At 70.0% G+C, this 20,015-nt stretch carries 18 protein-coding genes and 1 pseudogene; 16 read left to right on the forward strand and 3 right to left on the reverse strand.

Annotated elements, in window-relative coordinates:
- Positions 1-918: a TauD/TfdA dioxygenase family protein gene (locus AU195_RS02080; protein ID WP_059157406.1), complete on the reverse strand. Its 918-nt coding sequence runs from the start codon at positions 916-918 to the stop codon at positions 1-3.
- Positions 919-1,067: 149 nt separating this feature from the next.
- Here AU195_RS02080 and AU195_RS02085 point away from each other — a divergent pair, with 149 nt between their 5' ends.
- From AU195_RS02085 to AU195_RS02115, 7 genes are all read left to right on the forward strand, one after another.
- Positions 1,068-1,715, forward strand: coding sequence for an ABC transporter permease (locus AU195_RS02085; protein WP_157530998.1), 648 nt, complete (start codon positions 1,068-1,070; stop codon positions 1,713-1,715).
- On the forward strand, positions 1,712-2,887 hold the full coding sequence (locus AU195_RS02090; RefSeq protein WP_059157407.1) for an ATP-binding cassette domain-containing protein: 1,176 nt from the start codon (positions 1,712-1,714) through the stop codon (positions 2,885-2,887). Before AU195_RS02085 ends, AU195_RS02090 begins: the two co-directional genes overlap by 4 nt.
- The gene (locus tag AU195_RS02095; protein ID WP_059157408.1) at positions 2,884-3,663 is read left to right on the forward strand and encodes an ABC transporter permease; all 780 of its coding nucleotides are present in this window, start codon (positions 2,884-2,886) and stop codon (positions 3,661-3,663) included. The genes AU195_RS02090 and AU195_RS02095 overlap by 4 nt, the downstream gene beginning before the upstream one ends.
- Positions 3,660-4,682, forward strand: coding sequence for a glycine betaine ABC transporter substrate-binding protein (locus AU195_RS02100; RefSeq protein ID WP_059157409.1), 1,023 nt, complete (start codon positions 3,660-3,662; stop codon positions 4,680-4,682). The genes AU195_RS02095 and AU195_RS02100 overlap by 4 nt, the downstream gene beginning before the upstream one ends.
- A gap of 288 nt (positions 4,683-4,970) precedes the next feature.
- Positions 4,971-8,555, forward strand: coding sequence for a cobaltochelatase subunit CobN (gene cobN / locus AU195_RS02105; protein ID WP_059157410.1), 3,585 nt, complete (start codon positions 4,971-4,973; stop codon positions 8,553-8,555).
- A 38-nt stretch (positions 8,556-8,593) separates the two neighbouring features.
- Positions 8,594-8,977, forward strand: a complete 384-nt coding sequence (locus AU195_RS02110) for a PPOX class F420-dependent oxidoreductase (protein ID WP_059157411.1) — start codon at positions 8,594-8,596, stop codon at positions 8,975-8,977.
- A 1-nt stretch (position 8,978) separates the two neighbouring features.
- On the forward strand, positions 8,979-9,365 hold the full coding sequence (locus tag AU195_RS02115; RefSeq protein WP_059157412.1) for a PPOX class F420-dependent oxidoreductase: 387 nt from the start codon (positions 8,979-8,981) through the stop codon (positions 9,363-9,365).
- On the opposite strand, the gene AU195_RS02120 is transcribed toward AU195_RS02115, so the two are convergent.
- The gene (locus AU195_RS02120; RefSeq protein ID WP_216636372.1) at positions 9,362-10,057 is read right to left on the reverse strand and encodes a dienelactone hydrolase family protein; all 696 of its coding nucleotides are present in this window, start codon (positions 10,055-10,057) and stop codon (positions 9,362-9,364) included. The two genes, AU195_RS02115 and AU195_RS02120, sit on opposite strands and share 4 nt — an antisense overlap.
- A gap of 61 nt (positions 10,058-10,118) precedes the next feature.
- On the opposite strand from AU195_RS02120, the gene AU195_RS02125 reads away from it, so the two are divergent.
- From AU195_RS02125 to AU195_RS02140, 4 genes and pseudogenes are all read left to right on the forward strand, one after another.
- A complete protein-coding gene (locus AU195_RS02125; RefSeq protein ID WP_059157414.1) occupies positions 10,119-10,592 on the forward strand; it encodes an FxsA family protein in 474 nt (157 codons plus the stop codon).
- A 21-nt stretch (positions 10,593-10,613) separates the two neighbouring features.
- On the forward strand, positions 10,614-12,206 hold the full coding sequence (locus AU195_RS02130) for an amidohydrolase (RefSeq protein ID WP_059157415.1): 1,593 nt from the start codon (positions 10,614-10,616) through the stop codon (positions 12,204-12,206).
- A complete protein-coding gene (lnt, locus tag AU195_RS02135; protein WP_059157416.1) occupies positions 12,199-13,920 on the forward strand; it encodes an apolipoprotein N-acyltransferase in 1,722 nt (573 codons plus the stop codon). The genes AU195_RS02130 and lnt overlap by 8 nt, the downstream gene beginning before the upstream one ends.
- A gap of 41 nt (positions 13,921-13,961) precedes the next feature.
- A pseudogene (locus AU195_RS02140) lies at positions 13,962-14,690 on the forward strand (polyprenol monophosphomannose synthase); the annotation flags it as partial.
- Between the two features lie 31 nt (positions 14,691-14,721).
- On the opposite strand, the gene rbpA reads toward AU195_RS02140, so the two are convergent.
- Complete coding sequence (rbpA, locus tag AU195_RS02145) at positions 14,722-15,060, reverse strand: RNA polymerase-binding protein RbpA (RefSeq protein WP_059093532.1); 339 nt, start codon at positions 15,058-15,060, stop codon at positions 14,722-14,724.
- Positions 15,061-15,186: 126 nt separating this feature from the next.
- Here rbpA and AU195_RS02150 point away from each other — a divergent pair, with 126 nt between their 5' ends.
- From AU195_RS02150 to AU195_RS02170, 5 genes are all read left to right on the forward strand, one after another.
- Positions 15,187-15,528: a hypothetical protein gene (locus tag AU195_RS02150; protein WP_286149097.1), complete on the forward strand. Its 342-nt coding sequence runs from the start codon at positions 15,187-15,189 to the stop codon at positions 15,526-15,528.
- Positions 15,529-15,562: 34 nt separating this feature from the next.
- Positions 15,563-17,194 carry a RecQ family ATP-dependent DNA helicase gene (locus AU195_RS02155; protein ID WP_059157419.1) on the forward strand — a complete coding sequence of 544 codons (1,632 nt, stop codon included), beginning with the start codon at positions 15,563-15,565 and terminating at the stop codon, positions 17,192-17,194.
- A gap of 74 nt (positions 17,195-17,268) precedes the next feature.
- Positions 17,269-18,531, forward strand: coding sequence for an alpha/beta hydrolase (locus tag AU195_RS02160; protein WP_059157420.1), 1,263 nt, complete (start codon positions 17,269-17,271; stop codon positions 18,529-18,531).
- A gap of 74 nt (positions 18,532-18,605) precedes the next feature.
- On the forward strand, positions 18,606-19,337 hold the full coding sequence (locus AU195_RS02165) for a hypothetical protein (protein WP_059157507.1): 732 nt from the start codon (positions 18,606-18,608) through the stop codon (positions 19,335-19,337).
- Between the two features lie 91 nt (positions 19,338-19,428).
- Positions 19,429-20,004, forward strand: a complete 576-nt coding sequence (locus AU195_RS02170; RefSeq protein ID WP_059157421.1) for a hypothetical protein — start codon at positions 19,429-19,431, stop codon at positions 20,002-20,004.
- Positions 20,005-20,015: the final 11 nt, after the last annotated feature.

A 20,015-nucleotide genomic window follows, 5' to 3' on the forward strand; every position in this document is an offset into this window, starting at 1 on the left:
TCAGCTCGCGAGCGCGATCGGCACCACCACTTCGGAGTAGCCGGACGCGTCACCGACGACGACCCGGCTGCGCTGTCCGTACACGTCGACGGGGATGTCGCCGGCCAGCGTGACGCGGCTCAGCCGCCGGTACTGGTCGTCGTAGTCGGCCACCGCGTAGTGCTGGGTCGCGCGGTTGTCCCAGACCGCCAGGTCACCAGGTTCCCAGCTCCACCGCACGGTGTTCTCCAGCTTGGTGACGCGGTTCTGCAGCAGCGCCAGCAGCGCGGTCGACTCGGCGACCCCCAGGCCGACGAACTGTTTGATGAAGTGGCCGAGCAACAGCACCTTGCGGCCGGTCTCGGGATGGATGCGCACCACCGGGTGTTCGGTCTCGAAGTACTCGGAGACGAACTCCTCGCGGTACTCCCGTTCGGTGGCGGCGAGCGCCTCACGGCGGCCGTCGTAGTCGGCGGCGTAGTCGAACCTGTTGGTGTGCACGGCCCACAGGTTCTCGACGAGCGCGCGCAGCGGGGCCGGCAGCTGGTCGTAGGCGGCCTCAGTCGACGCCCACGTGGTGGTGCCGCCGTACTCCGGCAGGGTGACCGCGCGCAGCAGCGAGGCCTTGGGGATGCGGTCGACGAACGTGACATCGGTGTGCCAGCTGTTGGCCTTGTCGTAGCGCGAGTCGATCGGCAGGATCCGGTGCCCGCGCGAGGTCACCGTCGGATGGGCCGTCGTCGGGGTGCCCAGCCGCCGCGCGAACGCCAGCTGTCCGTCGTCGTCGAGGTGATGCTGACCGCGGAAGAAGATCACCTTGTGCTCGAGCAACGCCTCGTTGATCGCGGTCACGGTCGTCGGGTCCAGCCCGCCCCCGACTCGGACCCCGTCGATCCGGGCGCCGATGTTCGCGCCCAACTTCACCACTCGTAACGACATGCCGGTCAGGGTGGCCGCCGCGCCGACGCCGCACCATGGTTTGACTCATGGCGAACCGAACCCCCGTCGCGCCGTCGGGTCGTTTCGTTTTCCTTGACCGGGGGTACCAGCGAATTCGGCATTCAACGAGCCGAGACGCGGAGGTGGTCGTGCGGGAGCTGTGGGACTACCTCAGAACCCACCAGGCACAGCTGATCTTCGACTCGTACCAGCATGTCAGCGCGGTGGTGCAGAGCGTGCTCATCGCGACGGTCATCGGCGTCGCGATCGGGGTGCTGACCTACCGCAACGCCACCGCGGCCAACCTCGCCACCGCGACGTCGAGTGTGATCCTCACGGTGCCGGCGTTCGCACTGCTCGGTCTGCTGATCCCGCTGTTCGGCCTCGGCGTGGTGCCGAGCGTGGCGGCGCTGGTGCTGTACTCGCTGCTGCCGATCATCCGAAACACGATCGTCGGGCTCAACGCCGTCGACCCGGCCCTCACCGACGCGGCGCGCGGTATCGGCATGAGCCGGATGGCGACCCTGGGCCGTGTCGAACTGCGGCTGGTGTGGCCGTCGATCCTGTCGGCCATGCGGATCAGCACCCAGATGTCGATGGGCGTGCTGGCCATCGCCGCCTACGTCAAGGGCCCCGGACTCGGAAACCTGATATTCGCCGGGCTGGCCCGGGTCGGCAGCCCCACCGCCGTCCCCATGGCGCTCACCGGAACCCTGCTGATCGTCATCCTCGCCCTCGTCCTCGACGCCGTGCTGGTGCTGATCGGCCGGCTCACCACATCGAAAGGCATTCGATGACAACACAGAACGGCGCGACGGTGACCGATCCGTCCGGAGTGCGCATCGAACTCGACCACGTGTCCAAGGTGTATCCGGGCGCGGCCGAACCCGCGGTCGACGATGCGTCGCTGGACATTCCGGCCGGTGAGATCGTCGTCTTCGTCGGACCCTCCGGGTGCGGTAAGACCACGATGATGCGGATGATCAACCGGCTCTCCGAGCCGACCTCCGGTCAGATCCGCATCGGGGACGTGGACGCGCTGTCGATCAAACCGACCGAACTGCGGCGCAAGATCGGTTACTCCATCCAGCAGGCCGGCCTGTTCCCGCACATGACCATCCGGCAGAACGTCGGCCTGGTGCCCGGGCTGTTGCGCTGGGATCGCAAACGCATCGAGTCGCGGGTCGACGAACTGCTCGACCTGGTCGGGCTCGATCCGGGACAGTACGCCGACCGGTATCCGCGGCAGCTGTCCGGCGGTCAGCAGCAGCGCGTCGGGGTGGCCAGGGCACTGGCCGCCGACCCGCCCGTCCTGTTGATGGACGAGCCCTTCGGCGCCGTCGACCCGATCACCCGCAGCACCCTGCAGGACGAATTGCTGCGTCTGCAAACCGAATTGCGCAAGACCATCGTGTTCGTCACCCACGACTTCGGGGAGGCCGTCAAGCTCGGTGACCGCATCGCGGTGCTCGGCCCCCGCTCGAAGCTGCTGCAGTACGACACCCCCCAGAACATCCTGGCCAGCCCCGCCGACGACACCGTGGCCGGCTTCGTCGGCTCCGGTGCCTCCCTGCGGCAGCTCGGGCTGATGCGGATCAAGGACATCGAGTTGCGCGACCATCTGGCCGTTCACGAGGACGACTCCCTCGAACAGGTCCGCAGCACGCTGGCGGGCAGCGACGCCGAGTGGGCGGTGATCCTCGACCACCGCGACCGTCCGGTGAAGTGGGTGCGGGAGAACCGGTTGCGCAACGCCGCGTCGCTCTCGGACGCCGCGGAGGACCTCGACGTCGTCAGCACGCACTCCACCCTCGAGGACGCCCTGGAAGCCATCCTCGCCGAACAGCACGCCTCCGCGGTGGTGACCGGGGCCGGCGGCCGGTACGCCGGGCTGGTCACCCTGGAGATGCTCATCGACACGATCACCCGGCTGCGCGCGGAGGCCAACGCGGAGAACTCCGAATCGTGAGCACCGTCGCCGACCGGGCTCGGGATCGCAAGGCGCCCAAGACCGCATCCGCCGAGCGGCTGCGGCTGCTCATCCAGCCGGCGCTCGTGCTCGTCGTCGGTGCCGCGGTGGTGTTCTGGGCGTTCAACCGCGATCTCACCGCGACGCAACAGGAGAACATCAACCCCGGCAACGTGGCGACGCTGATCTGGCAGCATCTGCTCATCACCGCCGCGGTGACGGCGATCGTGCTGGCGGTCGGCGTCCCGCTGGGTGTCCTCGTCACCCGCCCGGGCGCCAAGGCGTTGCGGCCCTTGTTCATCGGCGTGGCCAACGTCGGCCAGGCGGCCCCGGCGATCGGTCTGCTGGTGCTGCTCTTCCTGCTCACCGCGCGGACCGGGTTCTGGATCGGCGTCCTGCCGATCGCGCTCTACTCGCTGCTTCCGGTGCTGGCGAGCACCATCCTCGGCCTCGACCAGGTGGACCGCTCGTTCATCGACGCTGGGCTCGGACAGGGGATGTCGCGCAAGGGTCTGCTGCTGCGCGTGGAACTCCCGCTGGCGGTGCCCTACATCCTCGCCGGCATGCGCACCTCACTGGTGCTGGCCGTCGGCACCGCGACGCTGTCGTTCCTCGTCAACGCCGGCGGCCTGGGCATCCTCATCGACACCGGCTACAAGCTGCAGGACAACGTCACGCTGATCCTCGGCAGTGTGCTCGCCGTCTGCCTGGCCCTGCTGGTCGACTGGCTCGGCGGACTCGCCGAATTCTTCCTGAACCCCAAGGGGCTCCGATGAACGGCGATTTCGGTGTACTTCGTCGCGGCCGGCGCAACCGACGACACCGGCATCGCCGGGTGACGGCGGCCCTGCTCGCGGTGTTGCTCACCGTGAGCGGGTGCGGGCTCGGCTCGGGCAGCACCGTCCCGCTGATGGTGGGGCCGGGTTCGGTCAGGCCGACGCCGGGTCTGGAGGGCGTGCAGATCACCGTCGGCTCCAAGGAGTACACCGAGCAGGTCATCCTGGGCTACATCCTGGAGTTCACGCTGATGGCGGCCGGCGCACAGGTGCGCGACCTGACCGGCATCGTCGGCTCGCGCAGCACGCGGGAGGCGCAGCTGCGGGGGCAGGTCGACGTGGCCTACGAGTTCACCGGCAACGCGTGGATCAACTACCTCGGCCACGAGAAGCCGATCCCGAACACCCGCGAACAGTTCGAGGCCGTACGCGACGAGGACCTCGAGCGCAACGACATGGTCTGGCTCGACCCCGGACCGATGGACGACACGTACGCGCTGGCGGCCAGCAAGCAGGTGATCGAACGGACCGGCGTCCGCACCCTGTCGCAGTACGCCGACCTGGTCCGGTCCAACCCCGCAGCGGCCAAGACCTGTGTCGACACCGAGTTCCGCGCGCGCCAGGACGGGTTCCCCGGGATGGCGGCCGCGTACGGTTTCGACCCCGCGCGGGCCCAGACCCCGATTTTGCAGGTCGGCATCATCTACCAGGCCACGGCCGACGGCCGGCAGTGCGATTTCGGTGAGGTCTTCACCACCGACGGCCGCATCGCCGCCCTCGACCTGACCGTCCTCACCGACGACAAGCAGTTCTTCGCGCACTACAACCCGTCGGTGACGATGAAACGCGGGTTCTTCGACGCCCATCCGGAGATCGCCGAGGTCACCGCGCCCGTCACCGCCGCCCTCACCAATGAGGCGATCATCGAGATGAACAAACAGGTCGACGTCGAAGGGCGGGATCCCGCGATCGTCGCACGCGACTGGATGGTCGCCGAAGGGTTCGTCACCCCCGCCTGACCGGGGCGAATGGCCCGGCTGTGTGGCGTCCGTCACACGCCCGGCGTAGTTGATCGGTCCGGCACAAACAGTGGCCTGCGCTGCGTCCCGGTCGTACGTTGCCAGTGAGCCGATACCGCGGGTACCGGTTAACTGACTCGAAAGGGGTGTCCAGTGTTCGCACTGATCGCCATCGCCGTGACGCTGTTCGTCCTCCTCGCCGTACTCGGCCTGCCCTATCAGCAGTCGTGGTACGGCCGGTGGGGTGGCTCGGACCAGTGAGCGGATGCGGTGGGGTACGAATGGTGAGTGACCCCGCCGCACCCCGCGCCGACCGTCCTGCTCCTGTCGACCTCTGACACCGACCTGATCACCGCCCGCTCCAGCGGCGCGCGGTATCGCTGGGCGAACCCGTCCCGGCTGGTGACCGGGGAGCTCGACGAGCTGCTCGACGGCGCGGACGTCGTCGTCATCCGGATCCTCGGCGGCTACCGGGCCTGGCAGGAGGGCATCGACGCCGTCTCGGCCAAGGGGCTGCCCACCGTGGTGGTCAGCGGCGAGCAGGCCCCCGATGCGGAGTTGATGCGGCACTCCACGGTCCCGCAGGGCGCCGCACTCCAGGCTCACGTCTACCTCGCACAGGGCGGCGTGGACAACCTGCGTCAGCTGTACGCCTTCCTCTGCGACACGCTGCTGATGACGGGCTTCGGGTTCGCTCCGCCCGCCACCACGCCCACCTGGGGGCTGCTCGACCGGGACGTCCCCGCCGCCGACGGGCCGACGGTCGCCGTCCTGTACTACCGGGCTCAGCAACTGGCGGGCAACACCGCCTACATCGAGGCGCTCTGCGACGCGATCGAGGCGCAAGGCGGGCGGCCGCTGCCGGTGTACTGCGCCTCGCTGCGCAACGCCGACCCGGAACTGCTGACGCTTCTGGGATCCGCGGACGCGCTGATCACCACCGTGCTCGCGGCGGGCGCGGCCACCCCCGCCGCCGTGGGCGCCGGGGGCGACGACGACAGTTGGAACGTCGCCCACCTCGCCGCGCTGGACGTGCCCATCCTGCAGGGCCTCTGCCTGACCAGTTCCCGCGCGCAGTGGTCCGACAATGACGACGGCCTGTCGCCGCTCGACGTGGCCACGCAGGTGGCCGTCCCCGAATTCGACGGCCGCGTCATCACCGTGCCGTTCTCGTTCAAGGAGATCGACGGCGAAGGCCTGATCTCCTACGTCGCCGACCCCGAACGGTGCGCCCGGGTGGCCGGCATCGCCCTGCGGCACGCACGCCTGCGCCGAATTCCTGTGCGAGACAAGCGGATAGCGGTGGTGTTCTCGGCCTATCCGACCAAGCATGCGCGGATCGGCAACGCCGTCGGACTCGACACCCCCGCGAGCGCGGTGGCATTGCTGCGGGCCATGCGGGAGGCCGGCTACGACATCGGTGAGGTACCCGGTGTGGAAGCCCAGGACGGGGACGCGCTGATCCACGCCCTCATCGAGCGCGGCGGTCAGGACCCGGAGTGGCTCACCGACGGTCAGCTGACCGGAAACCCGGTTCGACTGTCCGCCAACGACTATCGCGCCTGGTTCGCCACCCTGCCCGCCGAACTGACCGACGCCGTCGTCGAACACTGGGGCCCACCGCCCGGTGAGCTCTTCGTCGACCGCACCGGCGATCCCGACGGCGAGATCGTCATCGCCGCACTACAAACCGGCAACATCGTGCTGATGGTGCAGCCGCCCCGCGGATTCGGGGAGAACCCGGTGGCCATCTACCACGATCCCGATCTGCCGCCCAGTCACCACTACCTCGCGGCCTACCGCTGGATCGACTCCGGGTTCGGCGCCCACGCCGTCGTGCACCTCGGCAAGCACGGCAACCTCGAGTGGCTGCCGGGTAAGACGCTGGGCATGTCGGCGGCCTGTGGCACCGACGCCGCACTCGGCGATCTGCCGCTGATCTACCCCTTCCTGGTCAACGACCCGGGGGAGGGGACCCAGGCCAAGCGACGGGCCCACGCCACCCTGGTCGACCACCTCATCCCCCCGATGGCCCGGGCCGAATCCTACGGTGACATCGCGCGTCTCGAGCAACTCCTCGACGAACACGCCAACGTCTCGGCGCTCGATCCGAACAAGCTCCCCGCGGTGCGCCAACAGATCTGGACGTTGATGCGGGCGGCGAAGATGGACCATGACTTGGGTCTCGAGGAACGCCCCGACGAGGACTCGTTCGACGACATGCTGCTGCACGTCGACGGATGGCTCTGCGAGATCAAGGACGTCCAGATCCGCGACGGGCTGCACATCCTGGGCGCTCCGCCCGCCGGCGAGGCCGAACTGGACCTCGTGCTGGCGATCCTGCGCGCCCGCCAACTCTTCGGCGGCGAGCAGACCCTGCCCGGACTGCGCCAGGCCCTCGGCCTCGCCGAGGACGGCCACGACGAGCGAACCAGCGTCGACGCCGTCGAAGCCAGGGCCCGGCACCTGGTGGCGGCGCTGCAGGCGGCCGGCTGGGATGCCGCGGTGGTGGACACCATCACCGACGACGCGCAGGTGGCGGCGATCCTGCGGTTCGCCGCCACCGAGGTGGTGCCGCGGCTGGCCGGTACGGCGGCCGAGATCACGCAGGTGCTGCGTGCGCTCGACGGCCGCTACATCGCCGCGGGCCCTTCAGGATCCCCGTTGCGCGGGCTGGTCAACGTCCTGCCGACCGGGCGCAACTTCTACTCCGTGGACCCCAAGGCCGTGCCCTCCCGGCTGGCGTGGGAAACCGGTGTGGCCATGGCGGATTCGCTGCTCGAGCGCTACCGCCACGACCACGGGACGTGGCCGCGGTCGGTCGGGCTGTCGGTGTGGGGCACCTCGGCCATGCGGACCTCCGGTGACGACATCGCCGAAGTCCTTGCGCTGCTCGGTGTCCGGCCGGTTTGGGATGACGCGTCCCGCCGGGTCGTCGACCTCGAGCCGATCACACCGGCCGAACTCGGCCGGCCGCGCATCGACGTCACGGTCCGGATCTCCGGCTTCTTCCGTGACGCCTTCCCGCACGTGGTCGCCATGCTCGACGACGCGGTCACTCTCGTCGCGGGGCTCGACGAATCCGACGACGACAACTACGTCCGCGCCCACACCCGGGCCGACCTCGCCCAGCACGGTGACCAACGGCGCGCCACCACACGGATATTCGGATCCAAGCCGGGTACCTACGGGGCGGGGCTGCTGCAGTTGATCGACAGCCGCAACTGGCGCGACGACGCCGACCTCGCCGAGGTCTACACCGCGTGGGGCGGATTCGCCTACGGCCGCGGACTGGACGGCAGACCCGCCGCCGACGACATGAACCGCAGCTACCGGCGAATCGCGGTCGCCGCCAAGAACACCGACACCCGCGAACACGACATCGCCGACTCCGACGACTACTTCCAGTACCACGGCGGGATGGTCGCCACGGTGCGCGCGCTGACGGGCAAGGCCCCCGCCGCCTACATCGGTGACAACACCCGGCCCGACGCCGTACGCACCCGCACGCTGTCGGAGGAGACCAACCGGGTCTTCCGCGCCCGCGTGGTCAACCCCCGCTGGATCACCGCGATGCGCAGGCACGGCTACAAGGGCGCGTTCGAGATGGCCGCGACGGTGGACTACCTGTTCGGTTACGACGCCACGGCACACGTCATGGCGGACTGGATGTACGACAGGCTGTCGCAGGAGTACGTGCTCGACGCGGAGAACCGCAAGTTCATGGAGGAATCGAATCCGTGGGCGCTGCACGGGATGGCCGAACGGTTGTTGGAGGCCGCCGGACGCGGCATGTGGGCCGAACCCGACCCCGCCACGCTGGACGGTCTGCGCCAGGTGCTGTTGGAGACCGAGGGGGAGTTGGAAGGCTGATCCCGGTGCGGTCGGGCGGACGCCGCTAGGTTGATCACATGGCCCCCACCTTCGCCGAGATCGCCGGCTCCGAGTACATCCTGCTGACCACCTTCACCAAGGACGGCCGAGCCAAGCCGACCGCGGTCTGGGCCGCACCGGCCGGCGACAAGCTCCTGGTGATCACGCAGGAGAAGTCCTGGAAGGTCAAGCGGATCCGCAACACCCGGCGCGTCACGATCGCCAAGTGCGACCGCGCGGGGAAACCGCAGAGTGAGCCGGTGGAAGCCGCGGCGACGATCCTCGACAAGTCCGCCAACGCCGCCACCTACGACGCGCTCGGAAACCGCTACGGGCTGCTGGGCAAGACGTTCAACGTTTTCTCGAAGCTGCGCGGGGGCATGAAGAACAACGTGACGATCGAGATCGAGGCGGCGGCCTGACATGGCGCCCACCTTCACAGACGTCTACGGCGAGAAGTACCTGCTGTTGACGACGTTCACCAAGGACGGCCGACCCAAGCCCACCCCGGTGTGGGGGGTGCCCGACGGCGACAAACTGCTCATCATCACCGACGACGGGTCGTGGAAGACCAAACGCATCAACAACACTGCGCGGGTGACGATCCAGAAGTGCGGCGTACTCGGCAAACCCAAGGGCGACCCGGTCGAGGCCGTCGCCCGCAACCTGCCGCACTCCGAGACCCGCCGGGTCTGGAACATGGTCACCAAGCGCTACTGGTGGCACGCATGGTGGTGGGTGCCCCACGCGATCATCCGCGGTGGCGTCGACAAACTGCACAGCGCCATCGAGGTGACCAGCCCGGCCTAACGGGTCAGATGCGTGGCGAAGAACGCGAACACCCGCCGCCATGCGTCGTCGGTGGCCTCGGCGTGGTAGCCGAAATTCGCGATACGGATCAGCGGCTGCGCGGGCAGCCGGTTGGCGAAGCTGTGGCCGGCGTCCGGGTAGACCTTGACGTCCGCGGGCACCCCCTTGGCCGTCACCATCTCCTGCAGTCTCGGCCCCGCGTCCCGGCCCAGCGGGTCGCGCCCGCCGAAGCTCGCCACCACCGGGCACGACGCGTCGAGGGTCTCGTCGATGTGCTTGGGCAGCGGGGTCCCGTAGAACGGCGCCGAGGCGCCGAAGTTGCCAGGACCGAGGAGCAGCGCGAACTGTCCGCCCATGCAGAACCCGGCGATCCCGACCGCGCCCGAGCACTGCGGCAACCCGAGCAGGTGGTCACGGGCGGCGAGCACGTCGTCGAAGGCGCGGCCGCGCTGCTGCAGCGCCTCCCGGAACACCCGGGTGATGCACCGGGCCCGGCCCCCGCGTGAGTACAGGTTCGGGGTGATCGCGACGAACCCGGCGGCCGCGATCCGCGCCGAGGTGGCCTCGTTGTCCGGGCCGTACCCGATCGCGTCGTGCACCACCACCACACCGGGCCAGGGGCCGTCGCCCTGAGGCACGCTCAGCAGCGCCTCGATCGGTCCGTCCGGGGCGTCGACGCGCACTGTGGTCACCGTGTTGATCATGGTTCCCGAATGTACGGAACCCACCTGGCCCCCGAGACGTTGGAGGGCTATGGCAATGCGGCTGTTCCTGCTCTACGCGGTCCTCGAGGTGGCGGTCATCGTGGCGCTCGTCTCGACCGTCGGTCTGGGTTGGGCGCTCCTGATCTCCGTGGCGACGTTCGTCCTCGGCCTCCTGCTGGCCGGGTCGCAACTCAAGCGGCAGCTGCAGCGCCTGCGTTCCGGCCTGACGGCGACGACGGCTCACGGTGCGGTCACCGACAGCGCGCTGGTCGCGCTGGGCACCGTGCTCGTCGTCCTGCCCGGGATCGCGAGCTCGGTCGTCGGGGCGCTCCTGCTGCTGCCGCCGACGCGGGCGGCGGCCCGTCCGGTGGTGACCGCGCTGGTGGCACGCCGGTTCGGGCGCGGCATGCCGATCGTCGTGACGGGGATGTCCGCCCGACCCCGCCGTGCGGACTACATCGACGGTGAGGTCGTCGATGTCGTCGACGTCGCACCCCCTGCGGTGGAGCGCCGGGTCGACTGACCCGGCTAGTCTGTCGGCTTCGTGACGACACTGCTGCTGAACGGGCGGGTGCACAGCCCCGCCCAACCCGATGCCACCGCCATCGCCGTACGCGACGGCATGGTGGCGTGGCTCGGCAGCGACGACGTCGGCCGCGCCCAGTTCCCGCAGGCCGAGATCGTCGACCTCGACGGCGGCTTCGTGGCGCCGGCGTTCGTCGACAGCCACGTCCACGTCACCGCGACGGGTCTGACGCTCGTCGGCCTCGATCTGCGCCCCGCCACCTCACTGCGCCACTGCCTCGACCTGCTCACCGAGCACGCGCGGAGTCACCCGGACGGGGTGATCTGGGCGCACGGCTGGGACGAATCCGGATGGCCCGAACCCACGCCGCCGAGCACCGACGATCTCGACGCCGCGGTGGGGCAGCGCGCGGCATACCTCGCCCGGGTCGACGTCCACTCCGCGGCGGCCTCGACCGCGCTGCGCGAGCAGGCGACGAACCTGGTCGACGCCGCGGGATACCACCCGCAGCGGCCCCTGACCGCCGGCGCGCACCATCTCGTGCGCGCCGCCGCACGCGCGCTGCTGACCGCGGACCAGCGCGGCCGGGCCCGCCGGGCCGCACTGGACGCCGCCGCCGCCCACGGCATCGTCGCGGTGCACGAGTGCGCGGGGCCTCAGATCGGCGGTCTCGAGGACTGGCTGGAACTGCGCGACATCGAGCACGGGGTGGAGGTCGTCGGGTACTGGGGTGAGGCCGTCACCGACGCCGACCGGGCCCACGATCTCGTCGACCGCACCGGTGTCCGCGGTCTGGCGGGGGACCTGTTCGTCGACGGTGCGCTCGGCTCACGCACCGCGTGGTTGACCCGGCCCTACAGCGACGCGCCGGAGCAGTGCGGCAACGCCTACCTCGACGAGGACGCCGTCGCGGCCCATCTGCGCGCCTGCACCCAGGCCGGCGTCACCGCCGGCTTCCACGTCATCGGCGACGCGGCGGTCGGCGCGGTGGTGTCCGCGCTCGGGCGGGTCGTCGAGCAGTTCGGAGCGCCCGCGGTGGCCCGGTGCGGGCACCGCCTCGAACATCTGGAGATGGTCACCACCGAGCAGGCCGCCCGACTCGGCTCATGGGGTGTGGTGGCCAGCATGCAACCGCACTTCGACGATCTGTGGGGCGGTCCGGACGGGATGTACGCCCAGCGGCTGGGCCGGGATCGAGCCGCCGGGCTCAACCCGTTCGCGCTGTTAGCATCCCATGGCGTGCCCCTCGCGTTCGGCTCGGACAGCCCCGTCACCAGCATCGATCCCTGGTCGACGGTGCGGGCGGCGAGCCGCCACCAGACCCCGGGCAGTGCGATCTCGCTGCGCGCCGCGTTCGCCGCCGCCACCCGCGGCGCCTGGCGCGCGGCCGGCGTCCGCGACGGCGTCACCGGCACCCTGGTGCCCGGCGCCCCGGCGTCGTATGCGGTCTGGGACGTCGGCGACCTGACCGTCAGCGCCCCCGCCGACAGCGTCCAGCGCTGGTCGACCGACCCGCGCTCGCGCGTACCCGCGCTGCCGCGACTGGAACCCGGCGACGCGCCGCCGCGCTGCCGCCAGACGGTGCACCGAGGGGTCGTCATCCATGGCTGACGCACCGCGCGGCCGGATGGCGGGCCTGGCGCCTCGGCTTCGCAGCCTCCCGCAGGCGGTGGTCGACCGGATGTGGCAACTGGTCGCGGCGATCGCCGGCGGGCTGCTGCTCTGCGTGAGCTTCCCGCCGTTCGGGTGGTGGTACTGCGCATTCCTCTCGGCTGCGCTGCTGGCGTGGGTGCTGCGCAAGGACTCGACGACGCGCGCAGGCGGATTCGGGTACGGATACCTCTTCGGGCTGGCGTTCTACGTCCCCCTGCTGCCGTGGATCAGCGGCCTGGTCGGCGCGTTGCCGTGGTTGGCGCTGGCGGCCGTCGAGGCGCTCTTCCCGGCGTTGTTCGGCCTCGCCGCGGTGACGGTGCGCCGGCTGCCCGGCTGGCCGCTGTGGTTCGCCGCGCTGTGGGCAGCGCAGGAGTGGCTGAAGTCCAGCGTGCCGTTCGGGGGCTTCCCGTGGGGTGTGGTGGCGTTCGGCCAGACCGACGGTCCGCTGCTGTCGCTGGTCCGCATCGGCGGCGCGCCGCTGCTGTCGTGCGCCGTGATGCTCGCCGGTTTCGCGGTGGCGGCCCTGATCGAGGAGATCGTGCACTGGATCCGCGGTCACGACGTCCGCGTCGGCGCACCGCCCGCGGTCGTGCTGCCGGGAGCGATCATCGCGGTGGTGCTGCTCGGAACCGCCGTCGTCTGGCCGCAGGTGCGGCACTCGGCGACGGGCGCGGTCGACGACCAGCCGGTGACCGTCGCGGCGGTCCAGGGCAACGTGCCGCGACTGGGGCTCGAGTTCAACGCCCAGCGGCGTGCGGTCCTCGACAACCACGTCGAGGAGACGCTGCGGCTCGCGCAGGACGTGCGGGCGGGACGGGCGCCGCAGCCGATGTTCGTGGTGTGGCCCGAGAACTCGTCGGACATCGACCCGCTGGCCAACCCGGACGCCGCCGAACGGATCTCGACGGCGGCCGCGGCGATCAACGCGCCGATGCTCGTCGGCGCCGTCGTCCGGACGCCCGAACACACCCCGGACAACCCGGTGTCGACCAACACGGTGCTGGTGTGGAATCCGGCCACGGGCCCCGCCGACCGTCACGACAAACGGATCGTGCAGCCGTTCGGCGAATACCTGCCCTGGCGCGGCTTCTTCAGCAAGCTCTCGCCGTACGCCGAGCGGGCGGGTTACTTCATCCCCGGCGACGGCAGCGGCGTCGTCAACGCGGCCGGTGTGCCCGTCGGGATCACCACCTGCTGGGAGGTCATCTTCGACCGGGCCGCCCGGGAATCCGTGCGCAACGGGGCACAGGTGCTCGCGGTGCCCACCAACAACGCCACGTTCGACGAGGCCATGAGCCGCCAGCAACTCGCCTTCGGCAGACTGCGCGCCGTCGAACACGACCGGTACGTGGTCATCGCCGGGACCACCGGCATCAGCGCGGTCATCGCCCCGGACGGCCGGGACCTCGCGCGGACGGCGTTCTTCGAACCCGCCTACCTCGACACCCAGATCCGGCTCAAGACCGACATCACGCCCGCCACCCGGTGGGGTCCGCTCGTGCAGGGGCTGCTGCTGATCGCCGGGGTGGGCGCCGTGATCGCCGCCATACTGCACAATGGGAATTTCGTGCCCACGAGGACGGCGCGGCGGTCGCGGCGGCGGCGAACCGCGATCCCGGACCGGGATGACCGGTCCGCAGCACGCAGCAGCAGCAACGAAGGAGCCTCATGAGCGACCCGGCGGCGCAAGCGCAACGCCCGGCCGGCGCGGACATCCGCCCGAGCCAGCGGACGCTGGTCATCATCCCGACGTACAACGAGCGGGAGAACCTGCCGCTGATCGTCAACCGCGTGCACCAGGCGTGCCCGCAGGTGCACATCCTCGTGGTCGACGACGGCAGCCCCGACGGCACCGGGGAGCTCGCCGACGAGTTGGCGCTGACCGACCCGGACCGGATGCACGTCATGCACCGCGCCAGCAAGGACGGGCTGGGCGCGGCGTACCTGGCCGGGTTCGCGTGGGGGCTCAGCCGCGGCTACTCGGTGCTGGTCGAGATGGACGCCGACGGCAGCCACGCACCCGAGCAGCTGCACCGGCTCCTCGACGCCGTCGACGCGGGCGCCGACCTGGCGATCGGCTCGCGGTACGTCCCCGGCGGCGCCATCCGCAACTGGCCGCGGCGCCGCTACGCGCTGTCCAAGACGGCCAACACCTACGCCCGGGTGCTGCTCGGGGTGGACATCCACGACATCACCGCCGGCTACCGCGCCTACCGGCGTGAGGTGCTCGAGAAGATCGACCTGTCCGCGGTCGACTCCAAGGGGTACTGCTTCCAGATCGACCTGACCTGGCGGACCATCAACAACGGGTTCGTCGTGGTCGAGGTGCCCATCACGTTCAGCGAGCGTGAACTGGGTCAGTCGAAGATGAGCGGATCGAACATCCGCGAGGCCATGCTCAAGGTCGCGGACTGGGGAATCCGCGGGCGCTTCGACCGCGCCCGCGGACTGGAATACCGGCGCTAGCCGACGCTCAGCTGCCGCGCCGCTTCGACTTGATCAGATCGAGGCGCTCCTTGAGCAGTTCCTCGAGCTCCTCGACGCTGCGGCGCTCGAGCAGCATGTCCCAGTGGGTACGCGGCGGCTTGACCTTCTTCGGCTCGGGGACGTCACCCTCGATCAGGGTGCCTTCCAAGCCGTTGCGGCAGAGCCACGTGCCGGGGATCTCGGCGTCGTCGGCGAACGGGACGTCGAACTCTTCGCCGTTGTCGGTGCGGTAGCGAGCGACCTGACGCGGCGCCAGGTCGTGGTTGCGGTCGGTCTCGTAGCTCACAGCTCCGAGGCGACTGCCTCTCAGGACACGATCAGCCATCGTCGAACACTCCTCATCGAAAAAGATTCTTGCCGGATTATCAACGCGGCGGAGCCACGAACGGTTCCCGACTCGACCCTCCATGTTACCGGGGTCGGCGGGGTGACCCGTCTACAGTCTGATTTCGTGGAGACCGCGAGCAGACGGCGTACCCGGGCCCAGCCGTGCCGTTGGTGTGGCCGCGAGGTCGCCGACGCCGGTCTGGGCCGGCGCCGTCAGTACTGCAGGCAGTCCTGCCGGCAACGGGCCTACGAGCAGCGCGCGATGGTGCGGGGCACCTCACTGTCCCCGGACGCGGTCGTGCTGACCGCGGAGGAGGCCGCGCTGCTGGCCGACCGGGTGTTCGAGGTGCGCTGCGCGGCCGAGGACGTCGCGACGGCGATCGACGAAGGAGCCGGATCCGACGAGCTACGCCAACTGTGCGATGCGCTGATGCGCGCAGCCAAGGCGGCCGACGGCTGGCGGTAGGTTTTCCCGTGTGCGGCCCGGGTAACCGGCCGCGGTGGTTGGAGAAGACAAGCGCGCCGCGGACCTGACTCGCACGGCCCGACGGGTGTTCGGCTGGGAGGAACTGCATCCCGAACAGCTCGAGGCGATGGAGGCCGTCCTCGCCGGCCGCGACGTGGTGACCGTGTTGCCGACCGGTTCGGGCAAGTCCGCGATCTACCAGGTGCCCGCGGTGCTGCTGGAGGGTGCGACCGTGGTCGTCTCCCCGTTGATCGCGTTGCAGCGCGATCAGATCGCCGGTCTGGCCGATTCCGACGCACCCGAGGCCGTCGCGATCCACTCCCAGCAGCGTTCGACCGTCACCGAGCACAACTGGGAGGCGGTGCGCAGCCACGAAGCCGAATACATCTTCGTCTCGCCGGAGCAGCTGGCCAACGACACGGTGCTGGCCGAGCTCGCCGAAGCGTCGGTGTCGCTGATCGTCGTGGACGAAGCGCACTGTGTCTCCGCGTGGGGCCACGACTTCCGGCCGGACTACCTGCGGTTGGCCGACGCGTTCGCCCAGTTCGGCAAGGGGGCGCCGGTTGTGGCGCTCACCGCGACGGCGTCGGTGGTGGTGCGCCGCGAGATCGTGGAGCGGCTGAAGCTGCGTGACCCGCTGATGGTGGTGGGCGGCTTCGACCGGCCCAACCTGACCCTCGAGGTGCAGCAGTTCGTCCGCGACGCCGACAAGCGCGCCGCGGTGGTGGACGCCGTCGTCGACCTCGAAGCCCCCGGGCTGCTCTACACCGCCACCCGCAAGGACGCCGAGCGCTACGCCGACGCGCTGGGTGAGCGCGGCGTCCGCGCGGCGGTCTACCACGCCGGACTGGCGGCCGCGGACCGCGAGACCGTCCACGAGAGTTTCCGCAACGACGACGTCGACGTGGTCGTGGCCACCTCGGCGTTCGGGATGGGGATCGACAAACCCAACGTGCGGTTCGTCGTGCACGCGTCGGTGCCCGACTCGTTGGACTCGTACTACCAGCAGATCGGCAGGGCGGGGCGCGACGGTGAGGTGGCGCGCGTGGTGCTGTTCTACCGCGCCGAGGATCTGGGGTTGGCCCGCTTCTTCACCACCCACCGCCCCGACGGCGACCTCATCGACGCCGTCTACCGGGCGCTCGCCACCGACAGGCCCACGCGGCTCAAGACGCTGCGCGAACGACTCGACGTGCGGGGACGCCGCCTGACCAACGCGATCAACCTGCTCGAACAGGCGGACGCGATCCGGTCGACACGAAAAGGCTTCCTCTCCAATGGGATTGCACCTGGGGATGCGGTGGATGCCGCAACCGAGGTGGTCGAGGCGCGTGAACGCGTGGACCGCAGCCGCGTCGAGATGATGCGGGGCTACGCCGAGTCCCGGCACTGCCGGCGGCAGTTCCTGCTCACCTACTTCGGTCAGCCGCTGCCGGGCCCGTGCGGCAACTGCGACCGCTGCCGCGACGGCGAGGCCACCGAGGACGCGGACACCTCCGGACAGTCCGCCATCCCGGTCAACACCGCGGTGGCGCACAAGGAGTGGGGCGACGGTGTGGTGATCGGTGGCGACACCGACCGCGTCACCGTTCTGTTCGAGGATTACGGGTACCGCACGCTGGCCATGGCGGCCGTCACCGAGAACCACCTGCTCACGACGCTCTGACATCGCGGTCGACGCGCTGTCATCAGGCGCGGGACGTCGTACGATGAGGCGACCCGACACCGAGATAGGCAGCTGTGGCTCCGTCACCGCCCGAATCGCTCCCGGCCACCACGAGTGGCGCGGTGCACCGTGGCGTCTGGCGGTTCGGCGACTTCACGCTCGACACCCTTCGTTACGAATTACGTTGCGGTACAGACGTGATCAGAGTCGAACCGCAGGTGTTCGACGTACTCACCCACCTGGTGGCGAACCATGACCGATTCGTCAGCAAGGAAGAGCTGTTCGACACGGTGTGGGGTGGACGTTTCGTCGGCGAGGCCGCGCTGACCAGCCGCATCAAGGCCGCCCGACGGGCGCTCGGCGACGACGGCGAGTCGCAACGCTTCATCCGCACGGTGCGCGGTCGCGGTTACCAGTTCGTCGCCGCCATCCTGGCGGACGCGACACCGGCGGCGCCTCCGCCGGCCGACGTCCTGCCGCCGGCGGCCGAGGCCGCCCCGCGCCAGCACATCGCGTTCTGCCGTGCCGCCGACGGCGTCCGGTTGGCGTACGCGGTCTCCGGTGAGGGTCCGCCGCTCGTCCGGGCCGCCAACTGGATGACCCACCTCGGCTACGACATCGAGAGTTCGGTGTGGCGGCACTGGGTCCGCGAGTTCTCGCAGCGCCACTCATTCGTCCGCTACGACGAGCGCGGGTGCGGACTGTCCGACTGGGAGGTCGACGATTTCACCTTCGACGCGTGGGTGACCGATCTGGAGTCGGTGGTCGAAGCGCTGGGACTGGAGCGGTTCCCGCTGATGGGGGTGTCCCAGGGCGGCGCGGTGGCCGTGGCCTACGCGGCCCGGCATCCCGACCGGGTGAGCCGGCTGGTGCTCGCAGGCGCCTACGCCAAGGGCCGTGCCGTGCGGGCGGTCAACGAGGACGAGAAACGCGCCGCCTCGCTGGATCTCGACCTCGCCAGGGTCGGCTGGGGACGCGACGACCCGGCTTTCCGTCAGGTCTTCGCCGCGCAGTTCCTGCCCGACGGCACGCGCGCCGACTGGGCCGCATTCGATCGACTGCAGCGCCGCACCACCTCGCCGGAGAACGCCGTGCGCTTCCTCACCGAGTTCGGCCGCATCGACGTCTGCGACGCAGCCCGGGAGGTGAAGTGCCCGACGCTCGTGTTGCACTCGCGCGACGATCATCGCGTGCCGGTGCGCTTCGGCGAGGAGTTGGCCGCGCTGATTCCCGACGCGCGGATGGTGCGTCTGCACAGCAACAACCACCTGCTGACGGGCACCGAACCGGCCTGGCAGGTGTTCTGCGCCGAGGCCGCGGCGTTCCTGGCCGACTGATCTCCACGCAATCTCCACGGATTCTCCATGTATCGCCTGAATCGGGAATCCATGCTGGTCACATGACACAGCACATCCGTAAGCACACCCGCACCCTGCTTCTCGGGGTCAGTGCGATCTGCGCGTTCGGCACGCTGTCCGCGTGCTCGGGCGGCGAGTCCACCACCGAGACGACGACGTCCGCGCCGGGCACCACCGCCGCACCCGCATCCGCGGAGGCGTTCCCGCCCTCGGCCAAGTACATCGCCGATATGGAGAAGGACGGCCGCACGATGACGATCGGGATCGCCGTCGACGGCGACCAGTTCGCCGCGTACGCCTGCAACGGCACCGATGACGAAGCCTGGTTCTTCGGCGACCAGGCCGACGGCGCCATCCAGGCCACGTCGAAGTTCCGCGACACGCTCGAGGCCTCGTTCGACGGCGACGACGTCGAGGGCGATCTGACGATGGACGGCGTCACCTACGCCTTCACCGCCGCGGAGGTGCCCGCGCCGGCGGGCATGTACACCGCGGCGCTGGGCGGCGTGCGCGAGTCGTGGGTGCTGCGGCCCAACGGTTCGGCCGTCGGTGTGCAGTTCGGCGGCCTCGGCGGAGACTTCGGCCGAGACGACGACCAGAACATCTTCGAGAAACAACAACAGCTCAAGGACGCGCAGTTCCGCGCCGAGGTGCGCAACCGGCGACTGTTGCAGCAAGCCGGACAGCTCCAGCAGCGGCCGGACGGCAGATGGGGCGCCACCATCGACGGTCAACCCGTCGAGGCGGTGATCGTCGACGGCGACTTCCGGCTTCCACCGTCCTGAGCCGCCGGACCGCCGGCCCCGTGGACCCAGCACCCGCGGGGCCGTCGGCCTTCCGTCACGCCGCGCCCGCCGGGCGTACGCTGCGGAACTGATGGATGACTGGTTCGACCGAAGCCCGTTCGTCGGGTTCGTGCCGTGGATCATCTACTGGGTCGTCGCCGACGGCCCGAGCACGTGGAAGTTCGGCGCGCTCTGCGCGGTCCTGTCCGCCGTCATCCTCGGAGTCGCGATGGGCCGGGGCGGTCCGCGGCTGCTCGACATCGTCACGATCGTGTTCTTCTTCGGCGTCACGGTGGTCGCGACCGCCGTCGGCGCCGCAGACCGGGACTGGATGGACACCTACGCGACCACGCTGTCCAGTGCTGTGCTGGCGGTGATGACGTTGGTGTCGCTGGCGTTCGTGCCGTTCACCGAGCAGTACGCCAGAGAGTCGGTGCCGCTTCAGGATTGGGAGGAGCCGGCCTTCCGGCGCAGCAACCAGGTGCTGACCCTGATGTGGGCGCTGGTGTTCTCGTTGATCGCGTTGCTCGGGTTGCTCGCCGCGCAGATCCCGCACACCCGCGACTGGACCAACTACGTCATCCCCGTCGTCGTCATCGTCGGCGCCATCGGGATGACGCACGCCTACCCGCAGCGGGCCCGGGACCGGGCGCGCCCGGCGAAGTGAAGCGTGCCGAC

It is taken from the genome of Mycobacterium sp. IS-1496 (assembly GCF_001499995.1).
Taxonomy (GTDB): Bacteria; Actinomycetota; Actinomycetes; order Mycobacteriales; family Mycobacteriaceae; genus Mycobacterium.